This is a genomic window from Streptomyces sp. NBC_01017 (assembly GCF_045162795.1).
In the GTDB taxonomy this organism is placed as follows: Bacteria; Actinomycetota; Actinomycetes; order Streptomycetales; family Streptomycetaceae; genus Streptomyces; species Streptomyces machairae.
Genome location: NZ_CP108683.1, coordinates 7,946,297 through 7,972,187, shown reverse-complemented (window position 1 = coordinate 7,972,187; position 25,891 = coordinate 7,946,297). Strand labels below are relative to the sequence as shown.

26 protein-coding genes and 2 pseudogenes are annotated in these 25,891 nt (G+C 71.5%); 15 read left to right on the top strand and 13 right to left on the bottom strand.

The window, feature by feature from the left end; translation table 11 throughout:
* Window positions 1-165: 165 nt before the first annotated feature.
* Together OG331_RS36585 and OG331_RS36580 are read left to right on the top strand one after the other, a co-directional pair.
* A complete protein-coding gene (locus OG331_RS36585; RefSeq protein ID WP_406204504.1) occupies window positions 166-1,461 on the top strand; it encodes an MFS transporter in 1,296 nt (431 codons plus the stop codon).
* 389 nt (window positions 1,462-1,850) lie between these two features.
* Window positions 1,851-2,714, top strand: a pseudogene (locus OG331_RS36580) (zinc-binding dehydrogenase); the annotation flags it as partial.
* A 76-nt stretch (window positions 2,715-2,790) separates the two neighbouring features.
* On the opposite strand, the gene OG331_RS36575 reads toward OG331_RS36580, so the two are convergent.
* Window positions 2,791-3,219: a VOC family protein gene (locus tag OG331_RS36575; protein WP_362378401.1), complete on the bottom strand. Its 429-nt coding sequence runs from the start codon at window positions 3,217-3,219 to the stop codon at window positions 2,791-2,793.
* 99 nt (window positions 3,220-3,318) lie between these two features.
* On the opposite strand from OG331_RS36575, the gene OG331_RS36570 reads away from it, so the two are divergent.
* Together OG331_RS36570 and OG331_RS36565 are read left to right on the top strand one after the other, a co-directional pair.
* On the top strand, window positions 3,319-4,227 hold the full coding sequence (locus OG331_RS36570) for a pseudouridine-5'-phosphate glycosidase (RefSeq protein WP_406204501.1): 909 nt from the start codon (window positions 3,319-3,321) through the stop codon (window positions 4,225-4,227).
* Window positions 4,224-5,165 carry a carbohydrate kinase family protein gene (locus OG331_RS36565; RefSeq protein ID WP_406204498.1) on the top strand — a complete coding sequence of 314 codons (942 nt, stop codon included), beginning with the start codon at window positions 4,224-4,226 and terminating at the stop codon, window positions 5,163-5,165. Before OG331_RS36570 ends, OG331_RS36565 begins: the two co-directional genes overlap by 4 nt.
* A 226-nt stretch (window positions 5,166-5,391) precedes the next feature.
* On the opposite strand, the pseudogene OG331_RS36560 reads toward OG331_RS36565, so the two are convergent.
* Window positions 5,392-6,180, bottom strand: a pseudogene (locus OG331_RS36560) (methyltransferase); the annotation flags it as partial.
* A 320-nt stretch (window positions 6,181-6,500) separates the two neighbouring features.
* Between OG331_RS36560 and corA the strand changes: the two are divergent.
* Window positions 6,501-7,628, top strand: a complete 1,128-nt coding sequence (gene corA, locus OG331_RS36555) for a magnesium/cobalt transporter CorA (protein WP_406204496.1) — start codon at window positions 6,501-6,503, stop codon at window positions 7,626-7,628.
* Between the two features lie 99 nt (window positions 7,629-7,727).
* On the opposite strand, the gene OG331_RS36550 is transcribed toward corA, so the two are convergent.
* The 3 genes from OG331_RS36550 to OG331_RS36540 all read right to left on the bottom strand — a co-directional run bounded on the left by OG331_RS36550 (window position 7,728) and on the right by OG331_RS36540 (window position 9,538).
* Window positions 7,728-8,165 carry a CBS domain-containing protein gene (locus tag OG331_RS36550; RefSeq protein ID WP_328882369.1) on the bottom strand — a complete coding sequence of 146 codons (438 nt, stop codon included), beginning with the start codon at window positions 8,163-8,165 and terminating at the stop codon, window positions 7,728-7,730.
* Between the two features lie 182 nt (window positions 8,166-8,347).
* Complete coding sequence (locus OG331_RS36545; protein WP_406204493.1) at window positions 8,348-8,761, bottom strand: PPOX class F420-dependent oxidoreductase; 414 nt, start codon at window positions 8,759-8,761, stop codon at window positions 8,348-8,350.
* Between the two features lie 135 nt (window positions 8,762-8,896).
* Window positions 8,897-9,538 carry a uridine kinase gene (locus OG331_RS36540; protein ID WP_406204490.1) on the bottom strand — a complete coding sequence of 214 codons (642 nt, stop codon included), beginning with the start codon at window positions 9,536-9,538 and terminating at the stop codon, window positions 8,897-8,899.
* Between the two features lie 189 nt (window positions 9,539-9,727).
* On the opposite strand from OG331_RS36540, the gene OG331_RS36535 reads away from it, so the two are divergent.
* The 3 genes from OG331_RS36535 to OG331_RS36525 all read left to right on the top strand — a co-directional run bounded on the left by OG331_RS36535 (window position 9,728) and on the right by OG331_RS36525 (window position 12,791).
* Window positions 9,728-10,423 carry a DUF2293 domain-containing protein gene (locus OG331_RS36535; protein ID WP_406204488.1) on the top strand — a complete coding sequence of 232 codons (696 nt, stop codon included), beginning with the start codon at window positions 9,728-9,730 and terminating at the stop codon, window positions 10,421-10,423.
* A 218-nt stretch (window positions 10,424-10,641) separates the two neighbouring features.
* Window positions 10,642-11,121 carry a DUF1772 domain-containing protein gene (locus OG331_RS36530; protein ID WP_406204485.1) on the top strand — a complete coding sequence of 160 codons (480 nt, stop codon included), beginning with the start codon at window positions 10,642-10,644 and terminating at the stop codon, window positions 11,119-11,121.
* A gap of 182 nt (window positions 11,122-11,303) precedes the next feature.
* Complete coding sequence (locus OG331_RS36525) at window positions 11,304-12,791, top strand: glutamate synthase subunit beta (protein ID WP_406204482.1); 1,488 nt, start codon at window positions 11,304-11,306, stop codon at window positions 12,789-12,791.
* Between the two features lie 45 nt (window positions 12,792-12,836).
* Here the strand turns inward: OG331_RS36525 and OG331_RS36520 are convergent, their stop codons facing one another.
* Window positions 12,837-13,358, bottom strand: coding sequence for a carboxymuconolactone decarboxylase family protein (locus OG331_RS36520; protein ID WP_406204479.1), 522 nt, complete (start codon window positions 13,356-13,358; stop codon window positions 12,837-12,839).
* A gap of 47 nt (window positions 13,359-13,405) precedes the next feature.
* On the opposite strand from OG331_RS36520, the gene OG331_RS36515 reads away from it, so the two are divergent.
* Together OG331_RS36515 and OG331_RS36510 are read left to right on the top strand one after the other, a co-directional pair.
* Window positions 13,406-14,857 (top strand): PLP-dependent aminotransferase family protein, encoded by a 1,452-nt coding sequence (locus tag OG331_RS36515; RefSeq protein WP_406204477.1) that lies wholly within the window; start codon window positions 13,406-13,408, stop codon window positions 14,855-14,857.
* A gap of 54 nt (window positions 14,858-14,911) precedes the next feature.
* Window positions 14,912-15,175: a hypothetical protein gene (locus OG331_RS36510; RefSeq protein ID WP_406204474.1), complete on the top strand. Its 264-nt coding sequence runs from the start codon at window positions 14,912-14,914 to the stop codon at window positions 15,173-15,175.
* Window positions 15,176-15,202: 27 nt separating this feature from the next.
* Here OG331_RS36510 and OG331_RS36505 read toward each other — a convergent pair whose 3' ends face one another.
* The 3 genes from OG331_RS36505 to OG331_RS36495 form a co-directional block, all read right to left on the bottom strand.
* On the bottom strand, window positions 15,203-16,021 hold the full coding sequence (locus OG331_RS36505; protein ID WP_406204472.1) for an SAM-dependent methyltransferase: 819 nt from the start codon (window positions 16,019-16,021) through the stop codon (window positions 15,203-15,205).
* Window positions 16,022-16,122: 101 nt separating this feature from the next.
* Entirely contained in the window at window positions 16,123-16,377 is a 255-nt protein-coding gene (locus OG331_RS36500) for a DUF397 domain-containing protein (RefSeq protein ID WP_019757219.1), read from the bottom strand.
* Window positions 16,378-17,238, bottom strand: coding sequence for a helix-turn-helix transcriptional regulator (locus tag OG331_RS36495; RefSeq protein WP_406204468.1), 861 nt, complete (start codon window positions 17,236-17,238; stop codon window positions 16,378-16,380). It lies immediately after the preceding gene.
* A gap of 220 nt (window positions 17,239-17,458) precedes the next feature.
* Between OG331_RS36495 and OG331_RS36490 the strand changes: the two genes are divergently transcribed.
* The 3 genes from OG331_RS36490 to OG331_RS36480 all read left to right on the top strand — a co-directional run bounded on the left by OG331_RS36490 (window position 17,459) and on the right by OG331_RS36480 (window position 20,792).
* Window positions 17,459-18,118: an ATP-binding protein gene (locus OG331_RS36490; protein ID WP_406204465.1), complete on the top strand. Its 660-nt coding sequence runs from the start codon at window positions 17,459-17,461 to the stop codon at window positions 18,116-18,118.
* Window positions 18,109-18,543, top strand: coding sequence for a hypothetical protein (locus OG331_RS36485; RefSeq protein ID WP_406204462.1), 435 nt, complete (start codon window positions 18,109-18,111; stop codon window positions 18,541-18,543). Before OG331_RS36490 ends, OG331_RS36485 begins: the two co-directional genes overlap by 10 nt.
* A 305-nt stretch (window positions 18,544-18,848) precedes the next feature.
* A complete protein-coding gene (locus OG331_RS36480; RefSeq protein WP_406204459.1) occupies window positions 18,849-20,792 on the top strand; it encodes an ABC transporter ATP-binding protein in 1,944 nt (647 codons plus the stop codon).
* Window positions 20,793-20,861: 69 nt separating this feature from the next.
* Here the strand turns inward: OG331_RS36480 and OG331_RS36475 are convergent, their stop codons facing one another.
* The 4 genes from OG331_RS36475 to OG331_RS36460 all read right to left on the bottom strand — a co-directional run bounded on the left by OG331_RS36475 (window position 20,862) and on the right by OG331_RS36460 (window position 24,553).
* Entirely contained in the window at window positions 20,862-21,047 is a 186-nt protein-coding gene (locus tag OG331_RS36475) for a hypothetical protein (protein WP_328882357.1), read from the bottom strand.
* A 154-nt stretch (window positions 21,048-21,201) separates the two neighbouring features.
* The gene (locus OG331_RS36470; RefSeq protein WP_406204455.1) at window positions 21,202-21,891 is read right to left on the bottom strand and encodes a DUF899 domain-containing protein; all 690 of its coding nucleotides are present in this window, start codon (window positions 21,889-21,891) and stop codon (window positions 21,202-21,204) included.
* A gap of 78 nt (window positions 21,892-21,969) precedes the next feature.
* A complete protein-coding gene (locus OG331_RS36465) occupies window positions 21,970-23,154 on the bottom strand; it encodes a cytochrome P450 (RefSeq protein ID WP_406204454.1) in 1,185 nt (394 codons plus the stop codon).
* A gap of 46 nt (window positions 23,155-23,200) precedes the next feature.
* Window positions 23,201-24,553, bottom strand: coding sequence for an amidohydrolase (locus OG331_RS36460; RefSeq protein WP_406204450.1), 1,353 nt, complete (start codon window positions 24,551-24,553; stop codon window positions 23,201-23,203).
* A gap of 137 nt (window positions 24,554-24,690) precedes the next feature.
* Between OG331_RS36460 and OG331_RS36455 the strand changes: the two genes are divergently transcribed.
* Entirely contained in the window at window positions 24,691-25,677 is a 987-nt protein-coding gene (locus OG331_RS36455; RefSeq protein WP_406204447.1) for an endonuclease/exonuclease/phosphatase family protein, read from the top strand.
* 7 nt (window positions 25,678-25,684) lie between these two features.
* The gene (locus OG331_RS36450) at window positions 25,685-25,822 is read left to right on the top strand and encodes a hypothetical protein (protein WP_406204444.1); all 138 of its coding nucleotides are present in this window, start codon (window positions 25,685-25,687) and stop codon (window positions 25,820-25,822) included.
* Window positions 25,823-25,891 lie beyond the last annotated feature (69 nt).

The following is a 25,891-nucleotide window of genomic DNA, read 5'->3' as shown; positions in this document are numbered from 1 at the left end:
GGGCTTCACATTCTTCACACTGTGAGGGCTCTCGGTCTCTCACGGGGTTGGGCGGGCGGGAGATGAGGGGGAGACTGCGCCTGTGACGACACCTTTCACCCAGCTGTACGCGGCCCATTCGTTGTGTTGTCCCCTGCCGACCCGCCGGACGAGCCGTACAGCCGGATGCGCGTCGTGACCGCCGTGGAGCGGCAGGTCGTCGTTCCCGTACCGCCCGACCGGTTGCCTGCCCTGCGGCGCCGTATCTCGGGCGTGCTGATCACCACGCAGATCCTGGGCGGTCTGGGCGTCGCCACCGGCATCGCGCTCGCTGCGGTCCTGGCCAAGGAGGTCAGCGGCACCGAGTCGCTGTCCGGGCTCGCACCCACCGCGACCGTCGCCGGTACGGCGGTGCTGTCCATGCCGCTCGCCGCGCTGATGACCGCGCGTGGGCGAAGGCCCGGGCTCGTCCTGGCCTATCTCATCGGGGCCGTGGGCGCGGGTGTCACGGTGCTCGCGGCAAGCATCGGGAGCTTTCCGCTGCTGCTGTGCGGGATGGCGGCGTTCGGCGCGGCCTCGTCGGCCAACCTGCAGGCGCGGTTCGCCGCCGCGGATCTGGCGGAGCCGGAGCACCGGGCCCGGGCCATCTCGCTCGTTGTGTGGGCGACCACGATCGGCGCGGTCCTCGGCCCGAACATCGCCGCGCCCGCCGGTCGTAGCGTCACGGGATTCGGGATACCCGAGGCGGCGGGTCCGTTCCTGTGGGCGGCTGGGATCTTCCTGATATCCGCGCTCGTGGTGGCCGTACTGCTGCGGCCGGACCCGCTGCTGACGGCGCGTGCGCTCGCGCCGGCCGATGAGCAGTCGCCCGCGGCCCGTTCGCTGCGCGCCGGGGTGGCAGCGGTGACCGCCTCGCCGCGGGCGCGGCTCGCGGTGGTGGCCGTGGCCGTCGCGCATACGGCGATGGTCTCGGTGATGTCGATGACCCCGGTCGACCTCGCGCACCACGGCGCGGGCATTGATCTGATCGGGCTGGTCATCAGCGCGCACATCGCCGGCATGTACGCGTTCGCGCCGCTCATGGGGCGGCTGTCGGACCGGCTGGGGCGGCTGTCCGGGATCGGCCTCGCCGTGGGGCTGCTGGCGTGTGCGGTGTTCGTCGCCGGTACGGCGGGCGGCAGTCATGGGCAGACGGCCTTCGGGCTCTTCGTACTGGGGCTCGGCTGGTCGGCGGCGCTCGTCTCAGGTTCCGCGCTGCTCACGGACTCCGTGCCGCAGCCCGCCCGGGCCGCCGCGCAGGGGCTGTCGGACCTCGCCATGAACGCCTCCGCGGGCATCGGCGGGGCTGCCGCCGGGCTGGTGGTCGCGCAGGCAAGCTACGCCTGGCTGAACTTCGCCGCCGCGTGCCTGCTGCTGCCGTTGGCGGGGCTGGCACTGCTCACCCGGGGCAGGCGGACGAAGAAGGCTCCGGCGGGCGGCTGACGCCGGCCTCGGCAGCCCGGCCCGCCGAGGGACACACGCCGGCTGGCCCGGGCGGCAGGGAACGAAGGAGCAGCCCACCTGCTCCGCCCAGCCCAGTCCCCCAGTCCGCAAGCTCTGCACGTCCAAGCCGCCCCGGGACACACGCCGCTCGGCCCGGAGACAGCGAAGGCAGGGCCGGCCCACCCGCACCGCCCAGCCCAGTCCCCCCAGTCCCCCGGTCCCCCGGTCCCCCAGCCCGCAAGGTCCGCTGGGTCCAGCCGCCAGGTCCGCATCCCCTGCTCGTCCCAGGGCAGCGCCCCTCCGCCCCGTCCGCCCGGAACGCAAGCCCCCCACCCGGCTCGCGCAGGGCCCAGCCAGACAGGACGCTCCGGGTAGCCGCGAGGGCTGGCCTGAACGTGAACCCGGCCCGTCCCGGGGCCGCGTACGGCTATGTCGACATGGGCGGCTGGGTCGGCGGGCAGGCCGAGTTCGCCATGATCCCCTACGCGGACTTCAACCTCCTGAAGTTCCCCGACCCGGACCAGGCGCGCGCGAAGCTGCTCGATCTGACGATGCTGTCGGACATCTTCCCGACCGGCTTCCACGGCGTGGTCAGCCCGGGTGCGGGCGTCGGTTCGACGGTGTACGTCGCCGGGGCGGGCCCGGTCGGGCTCGCGGCGGCCGCTTCGGCGCATCTGCTGGGCGCCGCCGTCGTCATCGTCGGCGACCTGAACGCCGAACGCCTCGCCCAGGCGCGCAGCTTCGGCTGCGAGACCGTCGACGTCTCGCAGGGCAGTGTGGAGGAGCAGATCGCGCAGATCCTCGGGGAACCCGAGGTGGACGCCGCGGTCGACGCGGTCGGCTTCGAAGCGCGGGCCCACGGCCCGAACGCCCAGGAGGCGCCCGCCACGGTCCTCAACTCGCTGATGGGCGTCACGCGCGCGGGCGGTGCCCTCGGCATCCCCGGCCTGTACGTCACGGAGGACCCCGGAGGGATCGACCAGGACGCCAAGTCCGGGACGCTGAAGGTGCGGCTGGGCCTCGGCTGGGCCAAGAGCCACCGCTTCACGACCGGACAGTGCCCGGTCATGCAGTACCACCGGGGCCTGATGATGGCGATCCCGCACGACCGGGTGAAGATCGCCGAGGCGGTCAACGCGACCGTGATCGGGATCGAGGACGCACCACAGGGCTACGCCGAGTTCGACCAGGGCGCCAGCCGCAAGTACGTGCTGAATCCGCATGGGGCGCTGGACGGCCTGCAGCCGGTCTGACGTCCCCTGCTCGGACGCCTCGAGAAACGGGGGTCACGCGCGCGCGTGGCCCCCTGCTCGGTGCCCTGTCGGTGCTCTAGTCGTAGTGCCGGGCCTCGAAGATGTTGCCGTCGGGGTCACGGAAGTAGAAGCTGCGCCTGGCCTTGCCGCGGGCGCCGAAGGAGTCGTACGAGTACTCCGAGACGGGTACGTCCTGCTCCTCCAGGTGGCTGCGCAGCCCGTGGAAGTCGGCCTCCGGCAGGGACAGGCAGACGTGATTGACCGGGTGTCCCGCGCTGCGTGCGGCGTCGGGGAGCATCTTCATGCGTTCCGCCATGGTCATCGGCATGAGGTCGAGGATGGTCTCTTCGTTGACGCGCACCGAGGGGAACGGCGCCTCGCCCGCGATGAAGTCCGTGAGCCTGACGGGCAGCATGCCGAGCGTCTTCTCGTAGAACGCGGCCGACGCGGCCGGGTCGCTCACCCAGAGGACCACGTGGTCGAGGCGTGTTGTGTTGTCGGTCATGCATTCCAGGCTGGTGGCGTCTCACACATGCCGCAAGGGTTTGACCCGGTGCGCCGCCCGCCAGAGATGAGGGAAGACCGACGGACAGGAGGCAGGCGCGTGGTGCTGGTGGTGTCGGAAGAGGTACGGGACGCGGTCGACGCGCGTCGACCTGTGGTGGCCCTGGAGTCCACGATCATCGCGCACGGGCTGCCACGCCCACGCAATCTGCAGGTGGCGCTGGAGCTGGAGGACGTCGTACGGCAGGAGGGTGCCGTTCCCGCGACGATCGCCGTGCTGGACGGGCGGCCCCACGTCGGTCTGGACAAGGAGCAGCTGGAGCGGATCGCGAACGAGGACGGGATCCGCAAGCTCGGGCACCGGGATCTGCCGCTCGCGGTGGCCTCCGGGGCGAGCGGGGCCACCACGGTGTCGGCGACGGCTCTGCTGGCGGCCCTCGCAGGGGTACGGGTGTTCGCGACGGGCGGGCTCGGCGGTGTGCACCGGGAGTGGACGGTGACGCAGGACGAGTCGGCCGACCTGGGGCTGCTGGCGCGGGCCCGGATCACGGTGGTGTGCGCCGGCGTGAAGTCGATCCTGGATGTCCCGGCGACCCTGCAGCGGCTGGAGACGCTCGGAGTCGCCGTCGCCGGCTACCGCACGGAGCGCTTCCCCGGCTTCTACCTGTCCGACTCGGGGCATCCGGTGGACTGGACGCTCGGGTCGCCGCAGGAGGTGGCCGAGGTGATGCGCGCTCAGGACGCGCTCGACGGGCCGGAGTCGGCGCTGATCGTCGCCAATCCGGTACCGGAGGAGGAGCAGCTGGATCCCGAGCTGCACGCGCGTGTGCTCGCCGACGCGCTGCACGCATGCGAGGAGCGGGGCATCACGGGGCAGGCGGTCACGCCGTTCCTGCTGGACTACTTGGTACGGCACACGGACGGTGCCTCGCTGAGCGCCAACCTCGCGGCGGTGCGCGGCAACGTACGGCTGGCGGGGCGCATCGCGGCGGCCTGGGCCGGGGTGTGAGCGAGCCGGAGAGGGGGCCCGCCCCGGCCGACCGGCGCGACGGCGCACTGCTCGTCGTCGGCGACGTGGTCACGGACGTCATCGCCCGGCACCGGGGACCGCTCGCCTCGGGTACGGACACCGCGGCGGCCGTCCGGACGGTGCCGGGCGGCGCCGGCGCCAATGCGGCTTGCTGGGCAGCGTATTGGGGCGCCGAGGAAGTGCGGCTGCTGGGGCGCGTGGGAGCGGACGCGGTCGAGTGGCACGAGCGGGCGCTGACCGCGAGCGGAGTGCGGCCCTGTCTCGTGGTGGATCCGCAGGCGCCGACCGGGACGGTGATCTGCCTGGTCGACACGGGCGCCGCTGCCGAGCGGACGTTCCTCACCGACAGCGGGGCGTCCCTGCGGCTCGACCCCGGCGACTGGTCGGATGCCCTCCTCGACGGTGTCGCATGGCTGCACCTCTCGGGTTACCTGCTGTTCTCCGAGCCGAGTCGCGCGCTGGTGGCGGCGGCATTGGCGTCCGCACGCACGCGTGGAGTGCCGGTGAGCATGGACCCGGCGTCGGCCGGCTTCCTCGTGGAGCTGGGCGTCGACCGTTTCCTGGCCCTGGTGGAGGGCCTGGACGTCCTGCTGCCGAGCCGTGACGAGGCGTGTCTGCTCACAGGGCTGCCCGATGCGGTGGACGCGGCGGCCAAGTTGAGTCGCCATGTCCCGCTGGTGGTCGCCAAGCAGGGCGCGGACGGGGCCATGGTGGCCAGGTCGGGCACCGTGAGTGCCCACGTCCCCGCCATGCCGACGGCCCCGAGGGACACCACCGGTGCCGGCGACGCCTTCACCGGTGCCTTTCTCGCCACCCTGCTTGCGGGCGCCCGACCCGAGGAAGCGGCACGGGAGGGGTGCCGGGCAGGTGCGCTGGCAGTGGAGCGGGTGGGCGGAAGGCCGCCCGCACCGGAGTGACGGCAGCCGACGTCGGCTCGATCGATGCCGGCTCTCCAGTTGCCGCGGCGATGTCGTCTCTCCGGCGACTGAGGCGAGGTCAGCTCTCCGGCGGCTGAGGCGATGCCGGCTCCCGGGTGTCAGGCGACATCGGCTCCCCGGTTTCAGGCAACATCGGCTCCCCGCTGTCAGGCGACATCGGTTCCTCGGTGACGGACGCGATGTCAACTCGGCTCTCCTCCGGTGCCCTGCGCCCCCACGCCGAGATCATCGGGGCGGTGGCCAGGTCCATGCCTCCGGCGGCGACGTTGGCGAGGTGGCGGTCGATGTCCTCGTCGGTGGCGATGCCCTCGGCGACGAGCTGGTCGCGGATCTGGCGGACGGTGGCGGACTCCAGGGCGGCGCAGGCGGGCGACGTGATCGGGAAGTACGCGTCGGCCTCCACCCTGCGCAGGCCTGCCTCCCGGAGCAGACGCGGGAGCCGACGGCCGTAGGACAGGTCGGCGCCGCGGTCGGCGAGAAGTTTGCGGAAGCCGTGCCGGAGGCGGTTTGCGAGCTGCTGGTCGGGGCCGTACTCGTCGGGGCAGAGCAGGGGCTGCAGAGCGGGGTCGGCGTCCTCGATCAGGAGCCTGCCGCCGGGGCGCAGGGCCTCGATCATCGTCCGCAACGCCCGTTCGCGGTCCGGCACATGCACGAGTACGAGCCGGGCGTGCACCAGGTCGAACCCCTCCCCCGGCGGCTCGTCCGTGCCCACGTCGTGGATGCGGACCTCGACCGGGGGGCGGGCGGCCTGGGTGAGCAGTGAGGTGTCGATGTCTGTCGCGACGACCCGTCCGGTCGGGCCGACCTTCTTGGCCAGCCAGGACGCCACCGAGGTGCCGCCGGCGCCCACCTCCCAGCAGCGCCAGCCGGGTCCGATGCCGAACCGTTCGAGATGCCGGAACGTCGTGGGGTCGAAGAGTGTGGCGAATGCGTCGAAGCGCTCGGCCGCCTCCGCCTGCCGGTTGTCGAGGAGATACCCGTCGGTTCGCGTCATGATGCGATCATCCCAGTTGCCCGGCTTGTCCGGAGGGGGCGACGCTCGGCAGGACGGCGCCGAATTTGGCACGGCCACCGTACGGCCGCCCCCGGCGGACGGCGGCGCCTTGGCCGCCCCCCGTGCGGGTACTCCCCCTTTGTCCACAGCCGGGAACCAAGCGGAATCGCCTGTTCCCACAGGCTTACCCGCCTCTCACACCTACCTGGCAAACTGGCGGGCCAGGGCGCAAAGATGCAGCGCAGCGCGAGCGAACCGAAGGGGCTGGAAGGCCCGGAGGTGAGCGCGCGTCAAGGGGAGATCCACGCAAGGAGATCCAGATGTCCATGGCAGGGAATCTGCGGAAGGTCACGGGCCTCGGCAGGGCCGGCGGCCTCCGCAAGGTGGCGCGGCTGGCTCGACGACGCCCCCGCGTCGACCTCAGCCACCCCGCCCGGTCCCCGCTGGGCTCCTCGGTGGTGAACTGCGTGACGTACCGGGACGGTGTGCGGGTCCAGGAGAGCGGCGATCTGGTCGACGTCGTGCAGAAGGTGCGCAAGCGCGGCGGCGGTTTCGTCTGGCTCGGTCTCCATGAGCCGACGGACCAGGAGTTCGCGGGCATCGCCGAGTTGTTCGCCCTGCACCCGCTGGCGGTCGAGGACGCGGTCGAGGCACATCAGCGGCCGAAGCTGGAGCACTACGACGAGACGCTGTTCGCGGTGTTCAAGACGGTCTGCTACGTCGAACACGAAGAGCTCACGGCGACGAGCGAGGTGGTCAACACCGGCGAGATCATGGTGTTCGTCGGCCAGGACTTCGTGATCACGGTGCGGCACGGGCGGCACGGCTCGCTGGGCCCGTTGCGCGAGGAGCTGGAGTCGAGCCCCGAGCAGCTCTCCAAGGGACCGGCGGCGGTGCTGCACGCGATCGCGGACCACGTCGTCGACGACTATCTGAGCGTCATCGACTCGGTGCAGGAGGACATCGACGAGGTCGAAACGGCGGTATTCGCGGCGAACGGCGCGCGGGCCGACCCGGGCCGGATCTACCAGCTCAAGCGGGAACTGCTGGAGCTGAAGCGGGCCGTGGTTCCACTGAGCCGCCCGCTCGAGGACCTGGCCTCGCTGTCCATCCGGGCGGTCGAACCGGAGATACAGGCCTACTTCCGTGACGTCTCCGACCATCTGCTGCGGGCCAAGGAGCAGATAGCCGCCTTCGACGAACTGCTGAACTCGATCCTGCAGGCACACCTGGCACAGGTCACGGTCTCGCAGAACGAGGACATGCGGAAGATCACGGCCTGGGCCGCGATCATCGCCGTGCCGACGATGGTGTGCGGGGTGTACGGAATGAACTTCGAGCACATGCCCGAGCTGCGCTGGACGTTCGGCTATCCGCTGGTCCTGGGCGTGATATCCGTGGCGTGTGTGGTGCTGTACCGCGGATTCCGGCGCAGCGGTTGGCTCTGATGCTGTGACGCCGTTGGTCGGCCGACTCCGGTGCGTCCCCGCCCGCCGGGGTGGGCAGGACGAGGACGGCAAACGGAGTGCGGTCGGGCGTTCGCCGGGTCAGCGCGTCGTCGGCGTGCCGGTCCTGGCGTAGACGCTCTCGGCCCAGTGGGCGACGTCGTCCTGCCGCAGGTTCAGGACCAGATCGGCCTCGCTGATCATGCCGACCAGGCGCTTGTCCTCGATGACGGGGAGCCGACGGATCTGGTGGTCCTGCATCTCCCGGAGCACGTCGCTGATGTCGGCGTCCGACTCGATCCAGCGCGGGGTGCCCTGGGCCATGTCGCCGGCGGTGACCTTGCTCGGGTCGCGGCCCATGGCCACGCAGCCGATGACGATGTCGCGGTCGGTGAGGATGCCGCAGAGCCTTTCGTTCTCGTCACTGATGGGAAGGGCACCGACGCCCAGCTCGCGCATCAGCTGGGCGGCGCGGTCCAGGGTCTCGTGAGCCGGGATCCACTGGGCGCCACGGTGCATGATGTCTCCGGCAGTGGTCATGAAGTACCTCCCGATGCCGGACGGCCGGCGCGGCGCGGGACGCACCGCTAGTCCCGGCGCCCTTCATTCTCGCCGTGACGCCTGGCCGACGCACCCGGAACCGAGCGGTTACGGCCACCGGATGCGGCCGCCGGTTACGGCCACCGGCCGGGGACTGGCAGTGCGGCGGCCGTGGGCGCCGGTCAGGCCGAGAAGCGCACGATCTTCCGTGGGACGACACGGATGATCACTCGGGCCTCGTCGTCCTTCTCGGCGGGCGGGTCGATGCCGAGGTACTTGTGCGAGAGCTCGAACGGCAACCGCTTGGCCTCGTCCGGGACGATCTCGGCGGTGCCGCGGATCTCGACGGAGGTGTAGGGGTTGGCGAGGTCGTACACCGAGACGCTGATGCGGGGGTCGCGGCGGAGGTTGCGCACCTTCTGCCGGGCGTCGACGGAGGAGAAGAGCACGGTGTCGCCCTCGCGCTTGATCCAGACCACCGAGTTCTGCGGGGCGCCGTCGGGGCCGAGGGTGGCCACGCTGGCGAAGTTCCTGCCGTCGAGCAGGGAGCGGACGGAGTCGTCGAAGGAGATCGGATCACTCGTGGAGGACGTCATGGCTTCAGAGTAATTAAATGCACGTGCATGCAAAAGGTCTTTCGGGAAGCTTGCAAAAAGACACTTCGGGAAATCGGGAAAGTGGGGTCCGGCCCTGCTCACCCGCGCCACCCGCTCGACCCGCGCCGACCCCTCTCACCCGCTCCAGGCCGGATGCCGTGGGTCGTCGGCGCGGACCAGGACATCGGCCGTGCCGGCCGGGTCGGTCTCGTGGTCGTAGCGCTCGAAGGCGGGGAGGGTCCAATGCTCGGCCTCGGGGGTGCGGCGGCGCAGAGCGCCGGGTGAGAGGAGGACGTGGACGGTCAGGTCGAAGGGGAACCAGTGACGCAGCAGGAGGGGGCCGTGCAGCAACAGGAAGCCGCCGGGCGGGAGTTGGACGTAGGGACTGCGGGTGGCCCGGTCGGTGGCCGGGTCCCAGAGGTCGGGCAGGACGCGGCCGTCGCCGCCGGGTTCGAGGGGGCCGAAGACCTCGCGCCACAGGGCACCGGTGTCGAACCAGCCGTCGTAATACGCCTCCACGTCCTGGTGGCCGTACTCCAGGCGGACCGAGGCCGGGCGCAGGAAGCCCCGCGTACCGACGGCGAGCGAGGGCCGGCCGCGTATCCGCAGCGCCTCTCCGACTCGCTCGGCGAGGTCTCCCGGGTGGGCTGCCGGGGCCCCGTCGAAGGCGATGCGCGGCCAGGAGCCGCCGTCGGCCGGCTTCAGGTCGAGCAGCCGCTCGGCCAGCAGGTCGCCGAGCCGTTCCCAGGTGATCGCTTCGAGTCGCACAGGGCCCATGATGCGGCAGGAGGCGGTGGTCGCGGGCACCGCCCATCAGGAGCCGAGCGTCTCGCCGCGCGGGCGAGAGGTGCACGGAATGCGACCGCAGCGCGGGTGACGGCGGGCCTGATCAGGGACCGTCCGAGGGACTGCCGGGCCGGCCCGGGCGTAGTTCCCCGGGCCGGCTCCGCGGGGAATGAACCCCGTATGGCACCTCTAGCAACTCCCGAGCCCCGTACCGGCCTTCTTGTCATCCAGCCCCTTAAGCGGCGGCGCTGTGCGGAGTGTCATGCGGGACCGTTGCAGATGCTCGTGCTGGAGGACGGTGCGCCGCGGTGTCTCGACTGTGCGGACCTCGGGCATCTGGTGTTCCTGCCGCGCGGCGACACGGCGTTGACGCGCCGGTCGCGGGAGGAGAGTGCGCTGTCGGCGGTGGTCGTACGGTTCAACCGGCGGGGGAGCCGTTACGAGCGGCAGGGCGTCCTGGTGGAGGAGGCGGGGCTCGCCCGGGCGGAGCAGCGGTGTCTGGCGGACGCGGAGGCCCGGCGGCGGCGCCGGGCGCGGGACGCCCGACGGCGCGCACGGGAGGACGTGCGGTTCGCGGAGGCGTTCGCGGCGGAGATACGGCGGCTGTTCCCGGGGTGTCCGGCGGACCGGGCGCGGGACATCGCCGCGCATGCGTCGGCGCGGGGCAGTGGACGGGTGGGGCGGAGTGCGGCGGGGCGGGCGTTGAGCGAGGGGGCCGTGACCTGGGCGGTCGCGGCGTCCGTGCGGCACCTGGACACGCCGTACGACCAGCTGCTGATGAGCGGGGTGCCGCGGCACGAGGCGCGGCGGCGGATCGCGGCGGCGGTGGAGACGAGGTTGCGGGCCTGGCGGGTGGAGGTGTCGGAGGTCGGCTGACGTTGCTCTGCCTCGTCCGAGGAGCGCCCACGGCCAATCGGAGCTGTGGCCGTGGCCGGTCCGAGCCGCGCCCGTGGCCCGTCCGGGCCCACGCCCATGGACGCTCACGTATGGGCTCGCGCCGCTCGGCCATGTTCACGGTTCTCGTACAGGATTTCACTTGATGTGACGGATGGGGCCGGGAAGGATCTCGGCGGGATGCGGGAGTTGACGTTGACATGATCGATGGGCCGTACTTCGTACTCGTGGTGATCGGTGTGGTCGGGACCGGCCTGGTGGCCGGGGTGTTCTGCGCCTTCTCGACCTTCGTGATGCGCGGGCTCGCCGCGCTGCCGCCCGCGCAGGGCGTCGCCGCGATGAAGGCGATCAATGTGACCGCGCTGATGCCGGCGTTCATGCTGGTGTTCATCGGGTCGGCGGTGCTGTGCGCGGTGATTGCGGTGGTGACGTTCGTGCTCTGGCCGGACGAGGGCACGGTGGAGCTGTTGCTGGGCAGCGGGCTGTATCTGTTCGGCACGTTCGGCGTGACGATGGTGGCGAACGTTCCCCGCAACGAAGCGCTGGTCAAGCTGGACGCGGGCACCGCGGAGGCGGCCGCGTACTGGCCGGCGTATGTGCGCGAGTGGACGGCGTGGAACCACGTCCGGACGGTTGCCTCGGCCGCCGCGACGGTGTCGTTCGTTCTCGCCATCAGCTGACCGTCTGCGCCGGCCCGGGAATCCGCGGGGCAGCCCGCGGAGGCAACCCGCGGAGGCAACCGGGGAGAAAGCGCTGTCGGCCACTCTGCGCACGTGGCAGGTGGGACGTATCGTTGCGGGAAGGGTGCCGCCCGATGACGCACGGCTCCAGCACGTCGCACGCGCACGCGAGGAACACGGCCATGGCCGATCCCAAGGGTTTCATGACCACCCCCCGCCAGGACTGGCCGCGCCGGCCCGTGGAGGAGCGGGTCCAGGACTGGGACGAGGTCTACGTCCCCGGGGCGCTGCTGCCCATCATCAGCAAGCAGGCGGACCGTTGCATGGACTGCGGCATTCCCTTCTGCCACGACGCCTGTCCGCTGGGCAATCTGATCCCCGACTGGAACGACCTGGTGTCGCGGGAGGACTGGCGGGCGGCCGCCGAGCGGCTGCACGCGACGAACAACTTCCCGGAGTTCACGGGGCGGTTGTGTCCGGCGCCGTGTGAGGCGGGGTGCGTGCTGGCGATCAATCAGCCGGCCGTCACCATCAAGAACGTCGAGTGCGCCATCGCCGATCGGGCGTGGGAGGACGGATTCGCGCCGCCGCGCCCGCCGGACCGGCTGTCCGGGCGGACGGTCGCGGTGATCGGGTCCGGGCCCACGGGGCTCGCCGCGGCGCAGCAGCTGACGCGGGCGGGGCACACGGTCGCGGTGTACGAGAAGGACGACCGGATCGGCGGGCTGATGCGGTACGGCATCCCCAGTTTCAAGATGGAGAAGCACCATCTGGAGCGGCGGATCGAGCAGATGCGGGCCGAGGGGACCAAGTTCCGTACGTCCACGGCGGTCGGGCGGGACATCGGGGCGGCCGGGCTGCGGTCGCGGTACGACGCGGTCGTCATCGCCACCGGAGCCACGGCGTGGCGTGAACTGCCCGTTCCAGGGCGTGAGTTGAGCGGCATCCAGCAGGCGATGGAGTATCTGCCGCTGGCCAACCGGGTGTGCGAGGGAGACCTGGAGTCGTCCCCCCTGTCCGCCGCCGGGAAGCATGTCGTCATCGTCGGCGGTGGGGACACGGGGGCCGACTGTCTGGGCACCGCCGTGCGGGACGGTGCCGCGTCCGTCACCCAGCTGGACATCTACGCCCAGCCCGGCGCCGAGCGGGACGAGGACGCCGAGCCGTGGCCGACGTATCCGAAGATCTACCGCCTCTCGGCCGCGCACGAGGAGGCCCGCGATCTCGTAACGGCACCGGCGGCGGACGCGGACGCACGGCTGTTCGCGGCGTCCACGCTCCGCTTCACGGGCGACGCCGACGGGCACGTACGGTCGCTGCACCTGACCGAGGTGGACGCACAGCGCCGCCCGCTGCCGGAGACCGGGCGGACGCTGCCTGCCGACCTGGTGCTGCTCGCCCTCGGCTTCTCCGGGCCCGACCGGAGGGACGGGCTGATCGAGCAGCTGGGGCTGGAGCTGGAGCCGCGCGGCACGATCACACGCGATTCCGGGTTCGCCACGAACGTCTCCGGCGTGTTCGCCGCGGGGGATGCCGCCCGGGGGCAGTCGCTCATCGTGTGGGCGATCGCCGAGGGGCGGGCGGTGGCGGCGGCCGTCGACCGTTATCTGACGGGGAGTTCGCGCCTGCCGGCGCCGATCTCGCCGTACGACCGTCCGATGACGGTGTGACGGGGGCGCCGGACCACCCCTCCCCCGCCTCCCCTCCTTCCTCCCCTAGCGCCGCTCGTCCGTCCCCGCCACCTTCCCCGTGGCCAGCGCCACCCTGTTCCACGTGTTGATGGCGAGGATCAGGGCCAGTACGTGGGCCAGCTCCTGGTCGTCGAAGTGCGCCGCGGCCTGGGCGTAGACCTCGTCGGGAACCCCGCCGTCGGCCACCAGGGTCACCGCCTCCGTCAGCGCCAGGGCCGCCTGTTCCTTCTCGGTGTAGAAGTGGCGGGCCTCGCGCCAGACGGCGACCAGGTGCAGCCGGTCCTCGCTCTCGCCGGCCTTGCGGGCGTCGTTGGTGTGCATGTGGAGGCAGTAGGCGCAGTGGTTGAGGTGCGAGGCGCGGATCTGGATCAGCTCGACCAGCGCCGGGTCCAGGCCCTCGCGGGCGGCGGCGTCGAAGCCGATGATGGCGCGGAAGACCTTGGGGGCGGACTTCGCGAGGTCCAGACGGGTCCGCGCGGCCTCGGCCGTGGCGATGGCGGAGTCGATGCCGGAAGTGCCCTGCGTCGCAGTCGTGTTCGTCGTCATGTGCTCCAAGGTACGAGCCCGAAAGACCCACTGTAGGGTGCATTTCCATGGCGAGATCGTGGGTCAATTCCGCGGAGCGGATCGGTGCCGACCTGCACCTGGACCTCTCGGAGTCATCCGGGGCATCCGGGCCCGGCGGGCGGCGGGCCGCGCTGACCCGTGGGCTGCGCGAGGCGGTACGCGACGGGCGGCTCGCGCCCGGCACGCGGCTGCCGCCGTACCGCTCGCTCGCCGCGGATCTCGGGATCGCCCGCAACACCGTGGCCGACGCGTATGCGGAGCTGGTGGCCGAGGGCTGGCTCACCGCCCGGCAGGGCTCGGGGACGCGGGTGGCCGAGCGCGCCGAGCCCCTGCGGCGCGCCGAGCGGGTGCCCCGTAAGGCACCGCCACGCGCGCGTGGACCTCGGCACGACCTGCGGCAGGGCACGCCGGACGCGTCGGCGTTCCCGCGCGCGGCGTGGCTGGCCTCCTATCGGCGGGCCCTCCAGCAGGCGCCGAACGAGGTCTTCGGGCCCGGTGATCCCGCCGGACGGATCGAACTGCGGGAGGCGCTCACCGAATACCTGGCACGCGCGCGTGGCGTGCGCACCGAGCCGGGCCGGATCGTGATCTGCTCCGGCTTCGCGCACGCCCTGCGCCTGCTGTTCTCCCAGGAGGGCGGCGGCGTGCTGCGCGGTCCGCTGGCCATGGAGGCGTACGGACTGGGCTTCCACCGGGAGCTGCTCGCCGCCGCGGGCGTACGGACCGTACCGCTGCCCCTCGACGAGGACGGCGCCCGCGTCGACCGGCTGGCACGCGAGCGGGCCGTGCTGCTCACGCCCGCGCATCAGTTCCCGACCGGCGGCCCGCTGCACCCCGAGCGCCGGGCCGCCGTGATCGACTGGGCACGCGCGCGTGGGGGCGTCGTGCTGGAGGACGACTACGACGGGGAGTTCCGCTACGACCGCAAGCCCGTCGGTGCCGTCCAGGGCCTCGATCCCGAGCGGGTGATCTTCATCGGCTCGGTCAGCAAGAGCCTGTCGCCGGCGGTGCGGCTCGGGTGGATGGTGCTGCCGGAGCGGTTCGTCGGCGACGTCCTCGCGGCCAAGGGCGAGCGCGAGGCGTGGGCGAGCGTCCTCGATCAGCTGAGCCTCGCCGACTTCATCGTCTCCGGGGCGTACGACCGTCATGTACGGCGCATGCGGCAGCGGTACCGGAGCCGCCGCGACCGGCTCGTCTCAGCCCTCGCCGCGCACGCACCGGACATCGAGGTCACCGGTGTCGCCGCCGGACTCCACGCGGTACTGCGGCTGCCGCCGGGCAGCGAGCGGTCCGTGGTCAAGGCGGCCACCTGGCAGGGCATCGCCCTGGAGGGCCTGGCCGAGTTCCGGCACCCGGAGGCGGCGGAGCCCGGCATGCCGGTCCGTGACGGCATCGTCGTCGGATACGCGACGCCCTCGGAACACGCGTACGGAGCGGCACTGGAGGCGCTGTGCGGGGTGCTGCCGCCGGGTCCGTAGCGGAGGCCGGACGGGGCGTCCTGCCGTGCCGGAATCCTGCCTGCGGAGGATCGCTTGGACCCGGGTCCTGCCCAGGACGGCCCGGCCGTCGTGCCGCTGGACCAGCCCGGCACCGCCCTCCCTTGGCTGCTGGGCTCCAAGGCTGCCGACCCCGCCCGCGCGGCCCGCGCCGGACTGCCCGTCCTGCCCGGCATCGTCATCCCGTACCGAGCCGCCGGCGACACGTTCGCCCTGCGCCGCGCCCGGACGAGCTCTCCGACTGCGGCGCCCGCCCTCTCGTCGTACGGTCGTCCTCGCCGCGGGAGGACACGGAGGTAACCCCCGAACCGGTGAGCACGCCGGCCGCTACGGCTTGCGGCCCACCGCCCCGTACCCGGGAATGACCCCGTCGTCCTGCCCGGGGACCGGCTCACCCAGTTCGGGGTGCCACTGGTGCGGCACCTCGACGCCGGGCTCGACGAGTTCGAGGCCGTCGAAGAAGCGCGCGAACTCCTCGCGGGAGCGCAGGGCCAGCGTGACGCCGGCCGCCTTGAGCTTCTCGGTCGCCGCCTTCGACTCCTCGGGAGTGAAGTCGGCGGTCGCGTGCGTCATCACCAGGTAGCTGCCGGAGGGGAGTTCGGACAGCAGCCGGCCGACCAGTTCGTGCGCGCCGTCCTCGTCGGAGACGAAGTGCAACAGCGCGACGAGGGAAAGGGCCACCGGGCGGCTGAAGTCCAGTATCTTCCGGGCGCCTTCGACGATGGCGTCCGGGTTGCGCACATCGGCCTGCAGATACTCGGTGGCGCCCTCGTCCGTGCCACGCAGCAGGGCCGCCGCGTGGGCCAGCACGATGGGGTCGTTGTCGCAGTAGACGACGCGTGCGCCAGAGGCGATTCCCTGGGCGATCTGGTGGAGGTTCGGCTCGGTCGGGATTCCGGTGCCGACGTCCAGGAACTGGCGCACGCCGTTCTTGGCGAGCCAGCGGGTGGTGCGGTGCATGAACGCGCGGTTGACCCGCGCCATCACCGGGACGCGCGGGTCGAGGGCGAGCATCTGCTGCCCCATGGCCTCGTCGACCGGGTAGTTGTCCTTGCCGCCGAGGTACCAGTCGTACATCCGCGCGGGATGCGGCTTGCTGGTGTCGATCTCGACGAAACGGTTCCGCCCGGTCATGACGAACTCCATAAGGGTCTGCAGCAGTCGGTGGCTGTCAACTCGGCGACTATCAACTCAGTGGCTATCAACTCAGGACCAAAATAAGGGAATTGACTGAAAAACAAGTCCGCTCACGACAGCAGGAAGTCCGCCTCCCCGGCCTTGGCGCCCTCGATGAACGCCGTCATCTCGTCCGTGGTGTAGATCAGCGCCGGCCCGTCCGGGTCGGTCGACTGCCGGACGGCGATACGGCCGTCGGCGAGCTTCATCGCCTCCAGGCAGTTACCTCCGTTGCCGCCGCTCCACGGCTTGTGCCAGCCTTCGCTGCCCAAGTCCCGCGCGGGCATGCCGTTGTAGACGCGTATGCGCGGCTTGATGCGATCCATTCACAGCTCCTTGCGGAGATCCCGGAGGATCTCCTTCGTGCGATGTGCCGTAGCGGCCTGCGCCGCCATGCGGTCCATGACCTCGAGGTGGGTCGCCACCTCGGTGCGCGCGTCGAGGTAGACGGCGCCGGTCAGGTACTCGCTGTAGACCATGTCCGGCAGTTCTGACATGGCAAATCGGAACAGCACGAAGGGCCCGTACGTGCCGGGGTGCGGCCCGTTCGCGAACGGGGCCACCTGCAGCGTCACGTTGGGCAGCCTCGTGGCCTGGAGCAGCCGGTCGATCTGGGCCCGCATCACCTCCGGGCCGCCGACCTGGCGGCGCAGCACGGTCTCGTCCATCACGACCCACAACCGCGGCGCGTCCTCACGGGTGAGCAGTTGCTGGCGTTGCATACGCAGCGCGACATGGCGCTCTATGTCGTCGGGGCTGGTCTGGCCGATGGCGCCCGACGTCAGCACGCCGCGCGCGTAGTCCTCGGTCTGCAACAGGCCGGGTACGAAGTGGGGTTCGTAGGACCGGATGAGCGCGGCGGCGCCCTCCAGGCTGACGTACATCGAGAACCAGCCGGGCAGGATGTCGTGGAAGCGCTGCCACCAGCCGGGCCTGTTGGCCTCCTCGGCCAGTTGCACGAAGGCGTCGGCCTCGTCGTCGGAGATGCCGTAGGCCTTCAGGAGCAGTTGAAGGTACGGGATCTTGAGCGAGACCTCGGCCATCTCCATACGGCGGACGGTCGCTGGAGCGACCCGGAGCACCCGGGCTGCCTCCTCGCGCTTGAGCCCGGCGCGTTCGCGCAGGTCGAGCAGGCGGCGGCCGAGGACGACCTGGCCGACCGTAGGTGCGGACCGCGGCTCGCTCACGCTCCACCTCCACGTATGAATCCCGACAGGTCGATTGAATCCTGACAGGCCGACGGCGCCATTCGAAGACCCATTCGAAGATCTCGGTGGATCTTCGGCGATCTCAACTGGCGCCGTTCGACATGCTGTTGCGAGCAGTGTGCCACGGCCTTCCAGAGAGTCACACAGCACTCTGCATTTTTCAGAGTGACACTTGCCAAGTGTTCACGCCGGGGAGATAGTGGCAAGCGTGATTCCGTCCCCGCCCTTAGGAACAGACGCCACCGTGGTCCCCCACGACCTCGGTGCCGCCCCGACAGTGGGACCCCAGCGGAACACCGCCGCCGAGCGCCGGTTCCGTTTCGAACTGGCCGCGCATCCGGGTTCTCCCGCGCAGGCCAGACGCCTGACGAAGGCGCGGCTGAACGGCTGGGCGGTGTGCGAGGACACCTGCGCCACGGCGGCTCTCGTCGTGTCGGAACTGGTCACCAACGCGATCGTGCACACCGCCAGCGAGCACATAGTGTGCGAGCTGCGCGACGGCGCCGACCTGGTGCGCATAGCCGTGCGCGACGAAGGATGCGCGCCGGGTGAGCCGCATCCCCTGTCGGCGCGACCCGAGGAGGAGCACGGGAGGGGACTGCTCCTCATAGACGCCCTCTGCCAGGCCTGGGGGGCGGGCGAGGACGGGACCGGGCTGGTGGTCTGGGCCGACCTGCCGAGGGTCGCCGGGTTCCAGGACGCCTCTCGAGGTGACACCGGGCCGTACAACGTCGGGCCGTACAACGACCTCGGGTGGAAGTCCCGGCCCAAGCCGGGTTCCTCCGGGGGCTCGGGCGACGAGGACGAGGACGAAACACAGGCGCGGTACGGCAGGGGAACGGGGTCCGCATGGCTGTGAGGGGCGCGTCCGGCGGCGGTCAGGTCCTGAGCCTGGACACGCTGGTCCGCCTTCGCCGCGACATGCCGACGAGGGGGGCGCCTCGACGGCTGCCGGTCCCCGACGGGATGACGGCGCCGCTGGGCTTCGACGCGGTGGCGGTGCCCGCCCGCTACGGGCCTCTGATCATGCCTCGGCTGCCTCGGGTCGGCTGTGTGTACGCCGATGAGTCGCACTGGTGGTGGATCGTGCCGTCCGACTCCGACTACGCGCTGGAGTGGCCGGCGTCCGTGCGGTACCTGACGGGCGCGGTCGCCCTGGACACGCCTCCACTGATCCACCGGCCCGACGGGCCCGTGCCCTATACGCCGCCGATTCCGCTGTATCTGGCGTTGTGCAGGGTTACGGGGACTACGCCTACGTGGCAACGGCAGATCTCTGCGTGAGGCTCCGCCGGTTGGGCGGGGGTTTTGGTGCTGTGAGTGACGGGGCGTCGCCGCTGTCGTCCCGTACCAAGGGGCTGCCGCCCCCTGGACCCCCGCTTCGGCCCTGGCGGGCCTCGTCCTCAAACGCCGGACGGGCTGGAATACCTGGGCCGGCGCCGAAGAGTGACCGGCCGTCTCGCGCCCCAGACCCGCCCGCGCGGCGTACGCCCGCGCGCACCCCCTGCCCTCACTCACGCCCTCCCCCGAACTCGCCCGCCCCGCCATAGTGGCCCTCCGTCGCGAGGGCGGTCGGGGGAGGGTGGACGGTGGGGAAGAAACGCGCTGCCGGTGGGCCCGAGGTGTCCGAGTCGGAGCAGCTGCTCTTCGGGGGGCCGCTGCGGTACGACATGGGGTGGAACCGGCATCGGGACGCCTTTCTGGAGCTGAACTTCCGGGCGATGGTGACGCGGCTGCCGTCCCTGCTGTCGTCGAGTTTCCGGCTCGCGTGGCAGGCCGACCGGCGGGCCGCGCGGACCGTGCTGGTGGCCGAGGTGGGGCGCGGGCTTGCACAGGCGGTCGGGCTGCTTGCCGTGAACAGTGTGCTGGGGCGGCTGATCGGGGGCGGGGCCCTGGAGGAGCGGTTACGGGGTGCCGTTCCCGCGCTGGTCACCATGGCCGCCGTGATGGTGGTCTCGACGCTGCTGCGGGCCGCGTCGATCTACGCCACCGGGCGCCTGGAGCCCAAGGTGGAGCGGGTGGCGACCGAGCTGTATCTGGAGCGGGCGGCGGCCGTGGAGCTCGCCGCGATCGAGGACCACGCCTTCCACAAGCTGCTGGACACCGCACAGTACGGCGCCGGAGCCGCCCGCCGGATGATCTCGTACAGCACGCGGGTCGTGAACGCGGCCATCTCGTTGATCGCGGCGGCGGGCGTCCTCACCGTGCTGCACCCTGCCCTGCTGCCCCTCCTCGCCACGATGACGCTGCCCAGCGCCTGGAGCGCCCTGACGAACGCCCGACGCCGCTACGAGTCCTTCCACACCTGGGTGCAGCACTCCCGGGCCGGCCATCTGATCAGCGGGCTGCTGACCGAGCCCGCCGCGGCGCCCGAGATCCGTGTGCACGGGGTCGGGCCGTTCCTCCTGCGCCACTACCGGGCGATGTCGGAGACGGCGGAGGCAGAGCAGGCGCGACTGGCCAGGCTTGCGGCGCGTACCGGGCTCATCGCGGCGGCGTGGACGGGGCTCGCGACCGTCGCGACGTACGCCACGCTGGGCGGGCTGCTGCTCGCCGGTGCCATGGCGCTGTCCGTGGCGGGTACGGCCGTCATCGCGATCCGCACGGGCTCGTCGAGCCTCGACAGCCTGGTCCTGGAGGTGAACGCGCTCCACGAGGAAGCGCTTTTCGTGGGCGATCTGCAACGGCTGTACGTCGAGGCGGCCGAACGGGCGATTCCGGTCGGTGGCGCCGCGCTGCCCGAGGACCCGCGGGAGGTCCGCTTCGAGAACGTCAGCTTCAGCTACCCGGGTGAATCGGCCCGCCCCGCCCTCGACGACGTCACGCTCGCCCTCCCCCTCGGCCGGATCATCGCCCTGGTCGGCGAGAACGGCTCCGGCAAGACCACCCTGGTCAAGCTGCTGGCCGGGCTCTACACCCCGGACTCCGGCCGCATCCTGTGGGACGACGTCGACGCGGCCGGTGCCGACCGGCACCAACTCGCCGAGCGCATCGCGATGGTGGCCCAGGACTTCAAGCGCTGGCCGTTCACCGCCCGGGTCAATGTGGCGGTCGGCCGTTCCTCCGCGCCTCTCACCGAGGAACGTCTGGCCACGGCGGTCGCGGAGGCGGGGGCCGGGGACGTGGTGGCCGATCTGCCGCGCGGCCTGGACACGTTGCTGGCACGCCAGTTCAACGGCGGGCACGAGCTGTCCGGGGGGCAGTGGCAGCGGCTCGGGATCGCGCGGGCCGCCTACCGGCGGGGCCGCATCCTGATCGTGGACGAGCCGACCGCGGCCCTGGACGCACGCGCCGAACTGGAGGTTTTCGAGAAGATCCGCGCCCTGGCCTCCACCGGCCAGACGGTCGTCCTCATCACCCACCGGCTGGCGTCCGTACGCCACGCCGATCTGGTGCATGTCCTCGACCAGGGCAAGCTCGTGGAGTCCGGCACGCCCGACGAGCTGCTGGCCACGGGCGGAGTCTACGCGGAGCTGTACTCGCTCCAGGCGGAGCAGTTCACGACGCGGGTGCCCGCGCCGAAGGCGGGCTGACCTCGACGAGGGCCCGGCGCAAAGCCGGGCCGACCCTCATCTGACGCGCCCTCACCTCGCTCGGCGGCGTCACGCGGCGGCGTCGACCACCATGTCACCGCGGACGATCACGAGGAACGCGTCCGTGGCGAGGTCCATGACGACCTCGGCGGGCAGACCTTCCATCCGCCGCGCGTGTGCGAACTCCTCCGCCGGCCACGAACCTCGCGGCCCTCCCGCGGGAAAGCGTTCGAGCACTGTTCGCCCGTTCACCATCCTGCACCTCCCGAAAGCGTCGTACTTGTAGGAGTTAACGCCTGCCGGAGGTGAAACGCCTCGCCCGGTGACGGGACTGAGACGTAGTTGACACTCGTTCACCGCTATGTGTGAGCTTCCGATCACCCTCGATGATCAATCGCTACACCTTGTGTCAGTCCTCGTACTCGTCGTGATATCGGATCCGTTCACTGCCCGCAGGCGCACCAAGAGCCGACGCACGCCCCTTGGGCTCCTCCCACTCCTCCTGCCGGCCCAGCGCGGTGAGGTCCAGGAAGCCGGTGGTCGAGCCCAGCCCGTCGAGACCGCGCTCGTACGTCGAGTAGGTGTGGAAGATGCGGTCCCGGTCCCGCAGGAAACAGCTGACACCGGGGCGTTCCACCAGCTCGCCCTCGTGCTCCAGGGTCGCTTCGAAGTCGTGGTTGAAGTCGCTGCCGCACGACGAGTACCAGGGCACCGTCCAGCCCATGCGCGCCTTGAACGGCAGGATCTTCGTGTACGGCGCCCTGGACACGGCGGCGAAGGTCGTCCCCCGTGCCTTCAGGTGCGCCACATGCCCGATCTGGTCCAGGAATCCGGAGCAGCTGCGGCATCCGGCGTCCCAGTCCGGGGCGAACATGAAGTGGTAGACGACGAGTTGGTGCCGCCCCTCGAAGAGGTCGAGCAGGGTGGCCTTGCCGTCGCCGCCCTCGAAGACGTACTCCTCCTCGATCTCGACCATGGGCAGTCTGCGCCGCTCGGCGTTGAGCGCGTCACGCGCGCGTGTGGCTGCCTTCTCCCTGACCAGCAGTTCCTCGCGCGCCACGCGCCACTGCTCGCGCGAGACGATCTCCGGAAGCGACATGGGCGCCCCTCCTGTGCAACGGTCCGTCCGGGTGGTGACCGGCGCGAGGGGCGTAACTCATCGCCCGCCCGGAGAATTTCAGGAGTTTTTCTCGGAGTACGTCACCGGCAGCGCGAGCAGGCCACGGGCGCGCAGCGAGCGGCGCCACCGGAGGTCGCCGTCGGCGAGGGCGAGTTCGGGGAACCGTTCCAGGAGGGCGGCCAGGGCGATCTCGGTCTCGGCGCGGGCGAGCGGGGCGCCGAGGCAGTAGTGGATGCCGTGTCCGAGCGCGAGGTGACCGGAGGCGTCGCGGCCGAGGTCGAGGCGGTCGGGGTCGGGGAAGCGGGCGGGGTCGCGGTCGGCGGCGGAGAGTGAGAGCAGGACGGTGTCCCCGGCGGGGACGGTCACGCCGCCGATGGTCACGTCCTCGGTCGGGAAGCGCCGGATGGCGAGGAGGGCGGGGCCGTCGTAGCGCGCGAACTCCTCGACCGCGAAGGGGATGCGGGACGGGTCTGCGCGCAGGGCCGCAAGCTGCTCGGGGTGGTCGAGCAGGGCGAGCACGGCGTTGCCGATGAGCTGCACGGTGTTCTCGTACCCGGCGAACAGGATGAGGAAGGCGAGGGACATCAGCTCGTCCTCGCTCAGCCGGTCGCCGTCGGTGTCGCGGACCGCGATGAGGTCACAGAGCAGGTCGTCGGCAGGTTCCGTGCGCTTGTCGGCGAGGAGCCGGGTGAAGAACCCGAGCATCGCCACGACAGCCTCCTTGGCGGCCTGCGGTCGCGCCGGGTCGGGGGCGACGAGGGCGTCGGTCCACTCCCGGAAGTCCCGTCGGTGCTCGTCGGGGACGCCGAGGAGGTCGCAGATGACGGTGATGGGGAGGGGGGCGGCGTAGGAGGCGATCAGGTCGGCGGTGCCGTGCGGGCCGAGGGCGTCGAGGAGCCGGTCGGCGGTCCGCCGTATGGGCATGCGGAGCTGCTCGACGCGGCGCGGGGTGAAGGCACGGCCGACCAGGCGGCGCAAGCGGGTGTGGTCGGGCGGGTCCATGTTGAGGAGGTTGGCGTCGAGGGCGGGAGGGAGAGCCAGGCCCCGGTAACTCCCGGGTGCCGCATGCCTCTTGTCCAGGGACAGCCGTGGGTCGGCGAGAGCCTCGCGGACGTCGTCGTACCGGGTGACGAGCCAGGCGGGACTGCCGTCGGGTCCGGCCGTGCGGTGCACCGGGGCGGTGTCGCGCAGGCGCCGGTACACGTCGTACGGGTGATCGAGGAGGCCGTCGGCGAGATCCATGGTCCTCAGACTATGCACCTCGGATCATGCACCTCGGAAACAGGCCCTAGGTGCCGTACTCCTGGATGCGCCGGCCGTGGCTGCGGTCCAGGAGCGCGGGCATCCGCTCGCCCAACTCCCGTACGACGGCGGGCACATCGATGGTGAGCAGCTCCCGGTCACGCATCAGCACGCGCCCGTCCACGATCGTCGTGCGGACGTCGGAGGAGCGGGCGCTGTGGACGAGCGTGGCGGCGAGGTCGTGGACGGGCTGGGTGTGCGGTCCGGTGAGGTCGACCAGGATGATGTCGGCGCGCCGGCCGGGTGCGATGCTGCCGGCCACCTCACCGAGTCCGACGGCGCGGGCGCTCTGGAGCGTGGCGTGGTGCAGCGCTTGACGGGCTGTCAGCCAGCGGGGATCGCCGGTGGTCGACTTCTGGATGAGGGCGGTGAGGGCCATCGACTCCCATACGTCGAGGGAGTTGTTGGAGGCGGCGCCGTCCGTGGCGAGGCCGACCGGGATGCCGAGGTCGCGCAGGGCACGTACGGGTGTGGTGGTGGGCCAGGCGAACTTGAGGTAGCCGCGCGGGGCGCTGGCGACGGCGACGCGGCCGGCGGCGTTGCGCAGGATCGGCAGGTCGCGGTCGAGGATGCCGGTGCCGTGCGCGATGAGGACGTCGACGTCGAGGATGCCGGTGCGCCGGAGTACCTCGATGGGCGTGACGCCGTGGCGGGCGAGGCTGGCCTCTGCCTGGTCGCGGTTCTCGGAGGCGTGGAGGTGGACGGGGAGGCCGTGCTCACGGGCGAGTTCGGCGGTGGCGGCCAGGTCGGCGTCGTCGACGGTGTAGGGGGCGTGCGGGGCGAGGGTGGTGGTGATACGGCCGCCCGCGCCGCCGCGATGCCGTAGCGCGAACTCCAGTGACCTCTCCCGCCCTTGCGGGCCCTGGGAGGAGAAGTAGGCCTCGCCGAGGTGGGCACGCATCCCGCACTCGTCGACCACGGCGGCGACGGCGTCCATCGAGAAGTAGTGGTCGGCGAAACAGGTGACCCCGCCGCGGATCATCTCGGCGCAGGCGAGCCGGGCCCCCGACGCCACGTCCTGCTCGGTGAGGTTGGACTCGACGGGCCACACGACGTCGTTGAACCACTCCTCGGTGGGCAGGTCCTCGGCGACCCCGCGCAGGGCGACCATGGGGGCGTGGGTGTGGCAGTTGACGAGGCCGGGGAGGGCGACCTGGCCGTGGGCGTCGATGCGCTCGGTCGCGGTCAGCTCCTCGGCCTGAGCGCTGCTGATCACCGCCTCGACGACCCCGTCCCGTACGACGATCGCGGAGTCCTCGGCGAACCCGATCCCCTCATGATCGTCGTGCGTGAGCACCGTGCACCGGGTGATGATGAGACCGGCGGGAGAAGGCGTCATGCAGTCACCGTACGACGCGGTCGTGCCCCCGGACGGGGTGAACCGCGTATCCCGTCGGCGCTCTGTCCCGGCGGCGTGGGCACGTGCACTCTGGCCTCACCACCGCCCGTCGTACGGCTTCCGGAAAGGGGCCCGACATGCTCCTCGGTACCTGGAATCTAGAGAATCTGATGCTGCCGGGCAGCGGTGACGGCGCGCCCGAGACCGACGCCGAGTACGAGGCGAAGGTGACGTCCCTCGCCTCGGTGATCACCGCGCTCGACCCGATGCTGCTGGGCGTCCAGGAGGTCAAGCAGGAGGAGGCGCTCGACGACCTGGTCCGGGCGGTGGGCGGGGAGTGGCACACCGCGCTCTCCCGGCACCGGGACGCCCGCGGCATCCGAGTCGGCTTCATCAGCCGTACGCCGATGCGGGTGCGCCGGGACACGCGCGTGTTCGCGCAGAAGCTGCGCCCCGTGCAGAGCGACGACGGCGCGCAGCCCGGCGATCACGACCAGGAGGCGAGCCGTGGCTTCCTGGCGGTGGAGGTCGACACGGCGGACGGGCCCGTGCGGGTGGCCGTGGCGCACCTCAAGTCGAAGCTGCTGACGTACCCGGGCAATGGCAGCAAGTCGCGCTTCCACCCGCACAACGAGGTCGAACGGGCGCGCTTCGGCGCCTACGCCCTCTATCGCCGGGCAGCCGAGGCGGCAACTCTGCGCGGCCTCGCGGACTTCCTGCTGGAGGACGACGGGCGCGAGCGGGACGTGGCCGTCCTCGGTGACATGAACGACGTGGTGAACGCCGCGACGACGCAGATCCTGCTCGGCCCTCCGGGATCCGAGCTCGACAGGGAGCACGCCTTCAGGAAACCCGATCTGGGCGATGCGCTCCGGCTGTGGAACGTGGCCCCGCTGATACCCGTGAAGCGACGCTTCTCCCGCGTCAACTTCGGGCGCGGGGAGCTGATCGACCACGTCCTGACCAGCCACCGCTTGGTCCACCGCGTCTCGGAGGCGGGCACGGGCCTGCCCGACCAGCAGGACCGGGCCCTCGAACTGCCGTCGGTCGGCGACGACCCGACGGAGCGGGTCGGGACGCCTGGGTCGGACCATGCGCCGGTGTGGATACGGTTCGGCGACTGACACCGCGGTGCCACTCAGGCCGGTCCCGGAGCGACTGACCTGGGCGGTGGAGAACCTTGACCTCGCGCCCGGCGACCGAGTACTGGAGATCGGCTGCGGCCGGGGAGTCGCGGTGGCCCTGGTCAGGTACTCGCCGTCGACGTGAACCTGTTCTGGGTGCGCTCCCCCGACCGGGAGTTGGCCGCGCCGAGACGCCGGCCGGCGCCGGGCCGAG